11 protein-coding genes are annotated in these 12,900 nt (G+C 45.4%); 4 read left to right on the forward strand and 7 right to left on the reverse strand.

Going from position 1 to position 12,900, the window contains the following annotated elements; translation table 11 throughout:
- Nucleotides 1-93: 93 nt before the first annotated feature.
- Entirely contained in the window at nt 94-2,388 is a 2,295-nt protein-coding gene (locus IY568_RS11635; RefSeq protein ID WP_194867623.1) for an amidohydrolase, read from the reverse strand.
- A gap of 240 nt (nt 2,389-2,628) precedes the next feature.
- The gene (locus tag IY568_RS11640) at nt 2,629-3,390 is read right to left on the reverse strand and encodes a substrate-binding periplasmic protein (RefSeq protein WP_194867624.1); all 762 of its coding nucleotides are present in this window, start codon (nt 3,388-3,390) and stop codon (nt 2,629-2,631) included.
- A 124-nt stretch (nt 3,391-3,514) separates the two neighbouring features.
- Here IY568_RS11640 and IY568_RS11645 point away from each other — a divergent pair, with 124 nt between their 5' ends.
- Nucleotides 3,515-3,721, forward strand: a complete 207-nt coding sequence (locus tag IY568_RS11645) for a hypothetical protein (RefSeq protein WP_194867625.1) — start codon at nt 3,515-3,517, stop codon at nt 3,719-3,721.
- A gap of 165 nt (nt 3,722-3,886) precedes the next feature.
- On the opposite strand, the gene IY568_RS11650 is transcribed toward IY568_RS11645, so the two are convergent.
- Both IY568_RS11650 and IY568_RS11655 read right to left on the reverse strand, forming a co-directional pair.
- Nucleotides 3,887-4,195 (reverse strand): hypothetical protein, encoded by a 309-nt coding sequence (locus IY568_RS11650; RefSeq protein WP_125562228.1) that lies wholly within the window; start codon nt 4,193-4,195, stop codon nt 3,887-3,889.
- A 231-nt stretch (nt 4,196-4,426) separates the two neighbouring features.
- Nucleotides 4,427-5,794 (reverse strand): alginate export family protein, encoded by a 1,368-nt coding sequence (locus IY568_RS11655; RefSeq protein ID WP_194867626.1) that lies wholly within the window; start codon nt 5,792-5,794, stop codon nt 4,427-4,429.
- Between the two features lie 144 nt (nt 5,795-5,938).
- Between IY568_RS11655 and IY568_RS11660 the strand changes: the two genes are divergently transcribed.
- The gene (locus IY568_RS11660) at nt 5,939-7,324 is read left to right on the forward strand and encodes a serine hydrolase domain-containing protein (protein WP_228553305.1); all 1,386 of its coding nucleotides are present in this window, start codon (nt 5,939-5,941) and stop codon (nt 7,322-7,324) included.
- 55 nt (nt 7,325-7,379) lie between these two features.
- Here IY568_RS11660 and IY568_RS11665 read toward each other — a convergent pair whose 3' ends face one another.
- Together IY568_RS11665 and IY568_RS11670 are read right to left on the reverse strand one after the other, a co-directional pair.
- Complete coding sequence (locus IY568_RS11665) at nt 7,380-8,303, reverse strand: hypothetical protein (RefSeq protein ID WP_194867627.1); 924 nt, start codon at nt 8,301-8,303, stop codon at nt 7,380-7,382.
- A gap of 224 nt (nt 8,304-8,527) precedes the next feature.
- Nucleotides 8,528-9,328: an ion transporter gene (locus IY568_RS11670; RefSeq protein WP_125562232.1), complete on the reverse strand. Its 801-nt coding sequence runs from the start codon at nt 9,326-9,328 to the stop codon at nt 8,528-8,530.
- A 366-nt stretch (nt 9,329-9,694) separates the two neighbouring features.
- Here IY568_RS11670 and IY568_RS11675 point away from each other — a divergent pair, with 366 nt between their 5' ends.
- Both IY568_RS11675 and IY568_RS11680 read left to right on the forward strand, forming a co-directional pair.
- Nucleotides 9,695-11,359 carry a hypothetical protein gene (locus tag IY568_RS11675; protein WP_194867628.1) on the forward strand — a complete coding sequence of 555 codons (1,665 nt, stop codon included), beginning with the start codon at nt 9,695-9,697 and terminating at the stop codon, nt 11,357-11,359.
- A gap of 247 nt (nt 11,360-11,606) precedes the next feature.
- Nucleotides 11,607-12,446, forward strand: a complete 840-nt coding sequence (locus IY568_RS11680) for an alpha/beta hydrolase (RefSeq protein ID WP_194867629.1) — start codon at nt 11,607-11,609, stop codon at nt 12,444-12,446.
- A 179-nt stretch (nt 12,447-12,625) separates the two neighbouring features.
- Here the strand turns inward: IY568_RS11680 and IY568_RS11685 are convergent, their stop codons facing one another.
- Nucleotides 12,626-12,844 carry a hypothetical protein gene (locus tag IY568_RS11685; protein ID WP_125562238.1) on the reverse strand — a complete coding sequence of 73 codons (219 nt, stop codon included), beginning with the start codon at nt 12,842-12,844 and terminating at the stop codon, nt 12,626-12,628.
- Nucleotides 12,845-12,900 lie beyond the last annotated feature (56 nt).

Below are 12,900 nucleotides of genomic sequence, written 5' to 3' on the forward strand. Positions count from 1 at the left end.
TATAAAAGCGGCTCCGAACGGGTTGATGAGTGCGTTCGAAAACCGCTTAGTAACCTTATTAAATAGAGATACAATGCAATTTATAGGTCGAGTTTAAAGGTTATCTATTTTACATACTGTTTGGTCCTGGCTTTCATTTACTGTTTGCTCCAGGCTTTCATATACTGGGTTACTATGACCATTCACAAAGGTATAGCAGGGTTTGATGGTATGGATCTGATCGACCTCTTCTGCGAGTGGATTACGGTCTAAGATCACTAAATCAGCCACTTTATTAACCTCTAACGTGCCTATTTTCTCATCGAGCAGGTTTTGCTGTGCAGGTACTATGGTTATACCTCGTAAAGCCTGATAGACATCGATATTTTGCTGTCCGGCAACAGGGTTGTAAGGCATCGGCTCTTTTTGAGCCGTTGCCAGGCGAGGATAAAACCAGGTATCGCGATTGACCATTTGCTCGACGTACCACAGTGGGTTAACGGGTGAGACGGGCATGTCACTGTGTAATGAAAATGGAACATCATAACTGTGTTCAAATTTCGCTGGGTCAAGCATAGTTGCACGACCTGTCGAGTCCGATTCTCCCTCGTGACCTTTGCCATCCAGGATTGATTGGAATGCGCCGCCCCAGTAAGCAACGTGGGCAGGCGTATGGCTGACGGTAATGTTCAAATGCTGTTTCAGTTCAGCATCATGAGAATTTATACAGGGTATGGCTTCATTACGTGCTTGTACAATCAGGTCAACAGCCGACTCGTTTGCAGCCGGATTTCCACCAACGGTGGCATGATGCAACGTGATTGGAAAAGTGTTGTCGCCACTCTCTCTTTGGCATTGTGCCGTTTGCAGCTCCTTGAATGCAGTCAATGCTTGTTCTATAGCTGCATCTCCATTGGCATGAACCTGAATGAGCCAGTTTTCCCCCCAGTAATTTTTTAGCTCTTCAACGAAGCTATCATACTCATAGTTTTTGCCGCTATCACCGGCTTCACCATCACAAATCCCATTTTTGGAATAATCGTCTTTAAGGTATGCACTACAGCCCTGAGTCGAGCCATCGGCCCAAATTTTAACGCCGTAGGCACCGTACAGGCCATCGGTATTGTTATCCCAGGTGTCGGTGTAAAGTGAATTAGCAACTTCGAGTGGGCTTCGATCTTCACCTGTTGAGTCCGCAATGTCTGTGGCGACAAGCGTACGATAGCGCATGTTTGGAGTGTCCTGGTTTTTCTTAGCCAGTTTTTTGAAAAATAGCGCTTCTGATGACTGAAAGGCACCGGCATTGACCAATGTGGTGACACCGGTTTGAGCTATTCTGTGTATAAAACCTGGCGCTATGGCCATTCCTTCGTCCTCAGAGAGGTAGACGAACGGGCTGCCAGGTTCAGCACCTATACTTAGAGAGATAGCTTGCAGGAATGGGACAAAATTAGGAGACTCTAACACTCGACCAGTAAAGGTACCATTGAGCCGGTTATTGTCTGGCGTGTTATAGACTTCAAAACCACCGGTTTTCTGTGCGTTATAGCAAAAGCGACCAGTGTCTTCTGGGCAGAAGTCATTAACAGATATGGTGTTCTTTTCTTTACTGCACTCTGTTACTGAGTGACATAAACCCGCTGCTACAAACGCTCTCAGATTAACATAGGCCACATGTCCAGACTGGTCTAACAGCATTATGGGGGATTGCTGTTCTGGCTCAAATGAATTAATGGGTTGTTCCGCACCCGCATTGTTTACATTTTTATTTAGTTCAATCGCTGGGTTATTGATAAATTGACGAATTTCTTCGATATTTTTATCACTGTTGCCCAGCCGAGATGGGTCGATGCCATTTCCCCACACCCAGACAGGAAGTTTGGGTTGGGGTTCACCACTTATACGTTTTTTGCTGTCATTGAGTGTGTCATAGGTCTCTTGCAATGAGGTCGGGCACTGAAAATTGTCATTGTCATCCTTGTAGTAGGTAGTTTTGTAAGGTTCTGGTAGACACGGTGATAAGTCGGTCATGACAGAAAGGCCAATCACAAATGCCAGATGAGTATGAGGTTCAATAAACCCAGGCATTAGCGTCTTGCCCGCTAAATCCAGTTTACGTGTGTCTTTTCCCGCCTTTTGTTCGAGTGTGTTGAGGTTACCGAGGGCCTTAATAATGCCATCTTGTATCCATATCGCATCAGGGTATGGCTCTTGTGTTGCTGATTCATACGCCATGGTGACTATCTTTCCATTATGGATGATATAGCTGTCAGAGCCTGACGGTTCGATTTGGTCTGAGGTGCCATTACTCATGCACGCTGTTAAAAGTGAAGCAGTACAAGTGACTAGCAGTGCACTTTTGAGGTGCCTTAGCAGCGGTTGAGTTATTGAAGGTAGTGTTAGTTTCATACTGTGATTTCCTTGTTTTACGGTTCTTTAAACCTTGATGCTGGACAGCACCTGATTGTGTAGTCATCCATTTTGTCTGTCGGTAGGTGGAAAGAACATTACATTTTGTTACATGAGCAGCGTATGTAAGGGGTCAGCATTTTTATCACAGCAAATCTAGCAGGGAAGTGAGGATCTGGATTATGTATATCTGTAGTAACACTCGCCACGATAGGAGAGGCTGTTATACCGGTGGCAAGTTTAGTGGCTTAAGCCATCTAAATTCAGCTGATACTCAGTAGATAACTGGTCAATCACACCTGTTTGTCTGGCTTTGTTGAGTGAGGTTTGCATCTTGTTGAAAAAAACACTGGGGTCAGTGATGACTTCAGAGCGTTTGGATACAGTAATGTAATACGCTTTTTCCTGAACCACATACGCACCGATTGAGAGTGCTTTCGGATAGCCCAGTGCTTTTAGCTCTGAGATCAGCGTATGGGTTGAGGCAGCGGTAATATCACTTCTGTTGGCCATGATTTTTTTCAGGGCATGTTCCAGCGTCACTGAGGTGTACACATCTCTTTCAAGTGCATTGGCTTTTTCTCTGATCTCTTGGGTGTATGACACACCCCGCACAAACTCAAATCTGAGCGGCGAAATGTCGTCTACATGGCTGATATTGGCGTGCTCAGGCCTCGAGATAAATCGCAAGGAGACAGTAAACAGAGGAAAGTCAGCATAGTTGACAAACTGGGCGCGTTCAGGCCGATAAGAGAGTACCGAGACATCCAGCTTACCCGTTTTAATATATTGGTTGCCGCGTTTGATGGGTAAGGGGACAAAACGATAGGTGTAGCCATTGTCTTCCAGCAGATACTTGAGGAGTTCTTTGGCATAGCCTGTGGCAGTGTCATCATAGGTGAAGTAGGGGCGCCAGTCAGGACTGTTGATCAGCAGTGGTTTGGTATGCGCAATATTTAAAAACGCGCTTAGTGCGCAAAACAAGATGATTGGAAGACGCATCAACAGAATCCAAGATCCATTGTCTAGCAAGTTTAGGCCATTTTTTAATACATTGCATTGTGTATTGAAATTGCAATAATTTGTTTGTATTCTGGGTTTTTATTTAACAAAAGGAAATTAAAAAATGAAGATAAAGCTAAGTCTAAGTAAGAAAAACATTAAAATGCTAAGTGCAGACAGCCAAAAATTGCCAACTCAGGCAACACCAGCTGTTGCTGGTGGTGGGTTTAAAACTTATCGCTGTACGTTTGACTGCCTGACGGAAACGCCGTTTTGCAGAACTTACAATCCAACTAATCAAACTGGTTGTTGTAATTCAACAATTTGTTAAGTGATATTTAAAGGCAAGCTCGGCTTGCCTTTTTAATGCACCTCTTGATACTAGATGCTTTTACAGCAGCCAAGGCGGATTTGATGAACGTCTCATTCACCGCTCAATACCGTACATCGAGCTCTAAGCGGTAACCTATAGAAAGTAAACTGCGCCTTTCATACCTCAATCTTCCGGGCCTTCCAGCGTAAAAGTGAGGTGTTTACGCATATCTTTCAGGATCACCCCTTTTTTCAGCATTGCGGCGCTCAAGCGCTTTTGCCATTTGAGCAAGTCGGGCTTGGCTGCATCCAGTGTGGCTTGATCTTCAAATTGAAAACACAGAAGCAGGGAGCCAGGAAAGAGGTGGTATTCCACATCAAACCAGCATTGCACCATGCCAGGGATTTCTGCGCGCGCTTGTTCTTCGATTGTATCGGCCACAGTGAGCACCAATGCCTGTTGTTTTTGCTGAACTTTAGAGAGCTTTTTCATGAGGTTTCCAAATTTAAAGCCTGTATGGCGATAACCGCGGATTATACCTAACAGGCTATTGGTAAAGGAAGTGGGAAGTAAGCCCGACTGATATTGCAATGCAGCTACTAGGTAGTTAAAGAGTCAGAGGATCAGGAGGGCAGAGCAGGTGACACCGCTTTATCAAACTGAGGTCCACATCATTTGCACACCTTGCTACTTGCAGTGATGCTTGGTCACATAGTCCTTTAATCACCAGAACATCACAATATTTGCAAAGCCACCAATCCAGTGAGGCAGATAGCTGTCTGTGGTGGACGTAATGGCATCACCTGCAATGGACTTTGAGATACCGAGCGTAACATAAGTTGATTGCGAGGCTATATAGGTGTATTCAATAAACATATCATCGGCCAGGTGGCGCTGGGTCACGCCAGATATCACGGTGGAGATGCCATCTGAAAAATCCAGCCTGGACGCCTGACCAAACTGAATCGGGCTTTTCAGCTCATTGACGTTTATCCTGGCGAGTCTGAATTTAACCTGGTGCTGCTGATGAGGTAATAAAGACAAGCTTAGCTGATGAGAGTATACATTGGTGTTGATAAATACCATGGATGACTTTGACCCGGTAGACCAGGCTGAAGGCGAGCCTTCAAAGTACAGAGGGTCAAACCGTTCGAGTCTGTTGGTGTTTGGGTTGTCACCTGAAAAGGTTTGCCATGAATAGAGTAAAGTGGGTTGCCAGGCAAATTGATGGTAAGTACTGCCTAGTCTAATTCTGCCTCCCCATGCTCTGAGATCTATATTGTTATTCCATTGATATGCCCCATCCCACTGTGAAAAGTAAAACGCTCCTTTATGTTCGTATAAAGTGGCATGCCCGTAATGATTCACAAAGTTGAGTCCGTCACGGCCATTTTCAAGAATGGTCGGCGCACCTGCGCCGCCGGGCGCGGCTTTAGGGTAAGGTGAGCGGGAACGAATAACGTGACCAAAGGTCATTCCCCACCTTCCTTTGTTTGAAAAGAGCGGTGCATTTATATCAAAGCCGTAGAGGCGCGTGTCTGTGTTATTGGAATCCAGCTCATTGGGGTCGATGTAATATCCTGTGACGTTAAACTCCGCTCTGGACAGGCGTGCAATAATCGAACGTTCCCAGGCTTTTCTTGGCCCCAGTTTTAGTGCGCCTCTTTCAAATCCGCTTGTACCGCCGTTTGAAATCAGCATACCTGAGCCAAACTTGAGTGTACGGGCTCCAACAGATAGGTCATAGTTCCAGGCATTTTTCTGATTGGTTTTAATGCCAACATAGCCTTCTTCAAGCGTGGCTCTGCCCGTATTGCCTTCATTATAGGGATCGGTACCGGTGGAATGGGATAGCACGACGGACCCTCGTCCATAAATAGTATACAAAGGGCGTTTAAATTGGAGTTTTACCCCTGGCTTGATATATTCCTCTAAGTACGTTGTGTTTCTGGAGTAGGCTATGTTGGGAGCAAATGTGCTCGGCAACTTCCAGAATAGGTTATCTTCAGCAACCAGATTTAGCCCTGCTTCAAATGTCGTTTTTACAGTGGTTTGCCCATCCTGAGATGTGGCAAGTACTGGGTTGTGCATTGATATACAAAGTGAAAGTGTAATCGTAGGTAAACGCCGCATCATGCAATCCTTTTGAATGAAAAATGAACTATATACACTTCCCGTACGTAGCAAAGGCTATACTGGTTCAACTGCACATCATATAGTCAAGGAGCTCTGTAAATGACGAGTTTAAGCGAAACAAAGCGTACCAGGGCGTTTCTGGCCCGTGAATTTTGTCCTCTAAGTAATCGTATTCTGCTCTTTTCTTTTCTCGTAGTTTGTATGGCCAGCTCGCTAACTGTAAGAGCAAGTAGCGCACAGCAGTCAGTTATGACGGATGCTCAATCTGACCCTAAGCGGCTTGGATTAATGCAGGGGTTCCCGCCGTCACCAAATAAAAGGGTTACCTTGCCAGATGCTGTTTTTTTCAGCTTTCCAAATTTACGCTGGTCCGTGTGCAATATGCGCGAACTGCTGCCAACGGCCAGTGTAAACCGCAACCCCTATCATGCACGTCCTTTGCCCTATAATTTGCGCGAAGGAATAGACGAGATTGTTTTTAACCCGACCAACTCAGATACACCTATGAGTTGGCAGCAAAGCCTCGCAGAGAACTATACCGATGGTGTTTTGATCATTCATAAGGGGCGGGTAGTGTATGAAAAATATCGGGGATGTTTAAGCGAAAGCGCCAATCATGCCGCAATGTCTATGACAAAGTCACTGACTGGCTTGCTGGCCGAAATTTTGATTGCGCAGGGTAAGCTGAATGAAGCGGCACTCGTGGGAAGTTTGATCCCTGAGCTGAAACAGTCGGCATTTGCAGATGCGACAGTCAGACAAGTCATGGATATGACCACATCTTTGCAATACAGTGAGCAGTATGCCGACCCCAATGCGGATATCTGGAAGTACAGCTATGCGGCGAACCCGTTGCCAAAGCCGGACAGTTACACCGGCCCAGTCGGTTATTTTGAATACTTACAGACGGTTAAAAAAGCCGGGCGTCATGGCCAGGGATTTGGCTATAAAACAGTGAACAGCGATGTCTTAGGCTGGTTAATATCGCGTGCATCGGGCAAAAAGTTCAATGTACTGGCGAGTGAGTTGATCTGGTCGAAACTGGGTATGGAATACAGTGCTGATATCACGGTAGATGGTTTGGGTACTCCTTTTGCCGGCGGTGGACTCAGCGCGACACTGCGTGATCTGGGCCGGCTTGGTCTGGTGATGCTTGAAGACGGTAAGGTCGACGGTGTGCAGGTTATCCCCGGCGCTGCGGTAGCCAGTATCAGAGCTGGGGGCAGTCAAAAAGCATTTGCTAAAGCAGGGTTCGGTACACTTCCCGCTGGCAGCTACAAAAGCATGTGGTGGCACTTCCATAATAAGCACGGCGCGTTTGCTGCAAGAGGGGTGCACGGGCAGACAATCTATATTGACCCGACAGCAGATATGGTTTTGGTTCGACTGTCTTCTCACCCGGTTGCCGCTAACGTGGCAATAGATCCTACATCATTACCTGCTTACGAAGCTGTTGCTCAATTTCTGCTGTCAAAACCCAGGTAACGAACTTGTTTGGCGCTACCGTAGATTGACCTGTGTGGCAGCTTTGCTGCCGGTCTCACATAGCCTGATATGCTGAGCCATTTGCTTGCGCCATTTCTCTTACTTCCTCTCGTTTTGGTGCGTCTGCGGTGCTGTAACTTGTCAACTCAACACCGTCACCAAACACTTGATTTAATAGCGCTTGATAGTCTTCAGGGGAACGCTCGGGGGAATACCTGAATAGCTCTTTAAGCGCTTCTCTTTCTATGCCTCGCGCATCTGCTACGTCTAGCAGGGGCAGGCCAACGTCGACAAAGCCTTTATCATCTCTGCTTGCCACAACCTGGCCATCAACGCTGAACACACTGGTCTGCGGTGTTTGTTCAAACATCAGTTTTCTGCGGTAGTTTTCTTCGGCAGCAATCTGGTTGGTCAGATACTGATCGCTATAGTTGCGTACCTGTTCGTCTACATAGTCCTGATAGGACTCGCCATAGCGTAATTCAAACACTTCGGCATTGGTTGGGCCTTCACCTTTGGGGTAGACCTCAATGTGAGCATCAGGAAATTGTTCTGCAATGCGTTGCTGTCGTTTTTGAGGGTCGTTGCGCGTTTCTTTGAATATCTCAGCCACCGGACCATGGCCGTAGACTGTGCCGTCATAGCCTTCGGACACAACGGCTTTGCCATCAAAAAATACGATGCGCTCAATGTCTTGTTGCTGACCTTTGTGGTGATATTGCTGCGCCAGATCGTCCTGATTCTTAAAGCCGCTGAAAAAATTGTTGAGGTCAGGCATCTCACCCTTAAACTCGCTAATGTCTTCGGGTTTTAAGAGGTATATCAGGTTAATCTTACCCGTTAAGTCAAAGCCAGTTTGGGGCACGTCTATTTGATTTGTTTGTGACTCAGACGCTTCTGTATAGCCCGTTTCTTGGGTGTTAGTTGCAGTTTTCTGATAGGTGTTGTGCGTGTGATAAGGGATCGATGTCACTTGCATGTTCAGCTCCTTTGGTCAATGGATTAATTGGCAACGAATATTCCCGTATTCGTGGGCCTATCTACTGAGCTTTTATAAGCAAGCTACGTACCAGACTCAAAAACATACCGAGAGGGCACGTGTTGCACGTTATGACTTGGGGAGAGTAACAGCACAGCTGTTGTGATAAGGGCTTTATGGCAAGGACTTGCCGCTTAGGGGTAAGCGGCAAGCTTCTGGCAGAGCTAGTCTTTTTGTTGTTTTAGCAGCGCATCTAGTTTGGCTTCAACGCGAGCGATATCCTCACGTGTGGCCATGACCTGGTCGGGTTTGCCTTCTTCTTCATGCATTACCTGCATGGCATCGACTATGATACCAATAAAGAGGTTCAGTACCGCGAAGCTGGTAATAATGATAAAAGGTACGAAAAACAACCAGGATTGCGGGAACAGTTCCATAGTCGGGCGTACAATGCCCATAGACCAGCTTTCTAATGTCATCACTTGGAACAGGGTATAGGCAGAAGCACCGATACTACCAAACCACTCTTGCATATTAGGATCCGGATGCTGACCAAATAGTTTGGTTGTCAGAACCGCTGAGACGTAAAATACAATACCCAGCACCCCAATGACCGAGGCCATACCCGGCAGAGAGTGGCCCAGTGCACCAATAACCCGGCGCATCTGCGGTACAATGGAGAACAGTCGTAACACCCGCAGGATCCGAAACGCACGCAGTACGGAGAGCGGCCCACTGGAGGGAACCCAGGAAACAGCAACAATAATTAAATCAAACCAGTTCCAGCCCGACTTGAAGAATTTAAGGCGATAAACCACCAGCTTGAGTATCAGCTCAATGGTAAATATCAGCAGGATCACAAAATCAATTTTATGCAAAATGGTTGCATTGTCTTTACCAAACTGTGTGGTCTCCAGCCCCAGGGTGACCGCATTAAATAAAATGACGGCAACCAGGAAGTTCTGAAACCACTGCGCTTCGACGAGCGACGTCAGTTTCGACATAAAGGAAGTAGAGGTTGTCATGGCTCTTTTTTAGGTAATTATCCAGGCCAGTTATCATGTCGGGAAAATGTGACTTTTTCAAGGTTTGCGACGTTTGCCAGTATATAAAAAGTCGTGAGAACTCGGTTTTGTGACAATCTGTTCCCAATCTGGCGAGTATCTGGCATAACTTTCCTCTTTTTCGGCACTGACTAAAATGATACTGATACCAAAGAACTTACTATTGGTTTTGCAAAAATGTTGTTTATAAAAAATAATTGACCCATTTTCAGGGGGCGCAATTTGCAGAGTTTGCCTGCTTCCCCTCAGGGTTAACTTTCTGAGTGGTTTGGAAATGCTCCACTTACTTTTAACAAAAGCCTACTTTAATGGATTGGAATAATAAAAATGAATGAACTGGATAACGAAATCAATCAATGTAATAACCAAAAGAGCAGACGCGGCTTTTTGACGGGTAGCTTTTTGGCATGTGTTGGGACTGGGTTGATGGCGAGTTCTGCGTTGGGGGCAGAATCGCTTCCTGGGTCGGAAGGTAGCCCAGGAGTGTGGTATTTTGAAGACTTTGGTGCCGTTGGGGATTTCTATCTGGAAAATGGTGAAGTCAATGCTAATCCAACAGATGACACATTAGCTATTATCGCGGCTTTAGAGGCCCTGCCAGAGGGCGCAAGGATATATGGTAAACCAAATGCTTGTTACTGGTTTGGTGAACTCGGTTTAAATGTAAGCCATATTTTTATCAAAAAGAACGTACATATTGATTGGCAGGGAGCTGGTTTAAAGTGTCGGATGCAGTATAACTCCGAATCGAATTCGACGGCTTTATTTGAGTTCTTAGATTGCTCAGGTAGCTTCATGAACTATGTATTTGAGGATATATCCTATGAAGCTGACGGCTCATCCAGGGGAATTATTCCGCTATTTATCAGAAATGTAACTAAGCATACCGAGAATTATAATATTGGGCCATTCCATGTCATTTCGGGCCAGTCATTACTTACTTGTTATTCGTCAAATCCAGAAGGTGCCAGAGCCAGTGACATTTCTTTCATTGGCAGTTGTACCGGAGATAATGTGTATTATGGCGTAAATCTGGGTTATAGCGGAGACAGATTTTCAGGTTCTTATTCTGTCAATAAAGTGAGAAGACTGGCGTTTTTGTATGGCGTAGACACCATTAATATTGTGGCCCATGCGCAAATGGGCCTGCCATCTAGTGGTAACATTATGTTGTCTGGAGGCCATAATGCAGGTGTAGCGGCAAAGCTGAATAACGTTGCTATCAAAGCAAATATTAATCAACTTAATGGGCCTGTCCGGATTTATAGAGCGGCAGGTGCGAGTGGGACGTTTGAAAATATTGATCTGGATATCAACATAGAGCAGGTGGGTTCAAATTTAGGCGCTAGCGAAGCACTGATTGTAATCGATGATAGCAGTGGTAGCATTCCCTCCGAGGGAATGTCGATTGATCGACTTCATGTGGCCATTTCAAACAAAGGGGAGGGTCGAATTCCAATTAGACAGCTAGCTCGCTCCGATAACATGGGGGTGATCAATATTCAGAATGTACCTTACTTTAACGCTGAGCAGTTTTTGCCTGATTTCACTATCCAAAATGGACGCAACTCTTTTACAAAAGGTTTTGTGGGGGATGTGAGTACAACACTGACAACATTGCGGTTATCCCACATCTTGTTGAAAAATAAGCCAGCTATTATTCGTGCATATGTCACAGTCTCTGCTTCTGAAGGGGCAGATTTTTTTGGTCAAAACACGGTGATTGCTAAGTATGCATTACATGGGTTTATGACAAGCAATCACTTTTTCAATATTCAATCACTGAAGTTAATTGAGCAGTCCGCAACCGGCGCAAAAACACCAGAAATCACGATTGTCGCCCAAAATGAAGACGTTTCAGCCAATACCAAGGGGAGCGGGGAGTCAGAAGACAAGAAAGATCCGGATTATATCGGCACTTTGGTATGTGGCGTTGTTGGTTATGAGTCGAATATCCAGGGTAGTATGCAGGTCACTGTAGAGCTGTTTTAACACTGAATATCAATCAGTAAGCGTCTGAACTCAAGCGTTTACTGATTTTTTCTAAGTATAAAGTGGTGACCACAATCGATCCTTATTTCGGTACATTGTTTACTTAACACAGGAAAGCTTCACTTAGCATAGGCTTGTCAACATTTCGCATTTAGTGTCTGAACGTCACTTTGCAGAAGCAATGAGCTCTAGGTTGAGATATTATCAATGATGACTGGAAAAAATAATAACAGGGTCTTGTTGTTTGATGTATACACAATTTAAAGTGCTTACCCGTATTGTAATCTGCACGCTGGTAATGAGCCTGAGTGCTTGTGGAGGCAGTGGCAGCTCGGACACAGGGGCGATGCAGCAGAATACGTCTAATCAGGCTACTCAGTCTTTTGTGCCTGGTGAGCGGTTACAGTTGGATGCGATTGCTTCCAGTTACACGGGTGTGTCGTATCCCCTGAAGATTTATCTGCCACAAAATCGGGTTGCCAATAAAACGTACCCGGTGATCTATGCGCTGGACGCTGAATGGCGTTTTGACACCATTGCGGATAGTCTGGATGATAACAAGATGGAAGTGATTGTAGTCGGTGTGGAAAATTACGCCGATGATAATTACAAACATCGAGAAGATTATTCACAGTGGCCATTGGCCAGAGATTACTTTGATTTTATTAATAAAGAGCTGGCACCGAGTATTGAAGCCCGGTATCCGGTGAATCAATCGGATAGGACGATCATGGGACACTCCAATACAGGTTTGTTTGTTGGTCTTGTCTTATTGATGGATGATCCTCAGCAGCCTTTTTTCCACCGCCACGTGTCGTTTGATGGGAGTTTCTGGGCACATCCGGAAACTACCTCGCAGCTCATTGATGATCGCAGGGCGCAGAGCCAGGCCTTAAAAAGCCGAACTATTCTGGTTGGTGCCAATGGCAGTATCGGCAATGTACTTTATGTACGACAGTTTGATGCGTTACTGGAACGTGCTAACTTTGCACAGCTGGATCTGACTTATCTTGAATATAAACAAGATCATATTCCAGTGGTGGCGCACTCGATGGATGAAGTGTTGACGGCTTTGTATCAAAATTGATGCTAAGCCAGTCGAAGAGATTGTGTGCAATCCGTTTTTCATCATCACAACAGGTGAAATATAACACGTCTCTTAGCAGATGTGTTTGCTGTCTAAAAAGCATAGGCTTAGCGTTATCAGTTTACGGCCTTATTCAATAGGCAGTAACGCTCCGCGAACTAAGGCAAAAATAAACTTACTCATACCGAAAAATAGTCTGCCAGACGTTTTGATTTTATTGAACGTCTGGTCATCACCATAGCTAGCTCTGTGACGCCAACAGCTAAAAAAGTTGCACTGATTTTGAAAATCACAAACGGAGTAAAGGCCAGGATCAGCCCCATATTGATCAAGCAGAGTAAGGCCACCAGCCAAACAACGGCAGTGAGTTGAAGGTGGTTTGTAGTAATTGTTTGCATTGGGTGCTCCACAGTTATGTTGGATGAAGATTTATAAGCCTTAGTCGATGTACCGG

This window comes from Pseudoalteromonas sp. PPB1 (assembly GCF_015356275.1).
In the GTDB taxonomy this organism is placed as follows: Bacteria; Pseudomonadota; Gammaproteobacteria; order Enterobacterales; family Alteromonadaceae; genus Pseudoalteromonas; species Pseudoalteromonas rubra_D.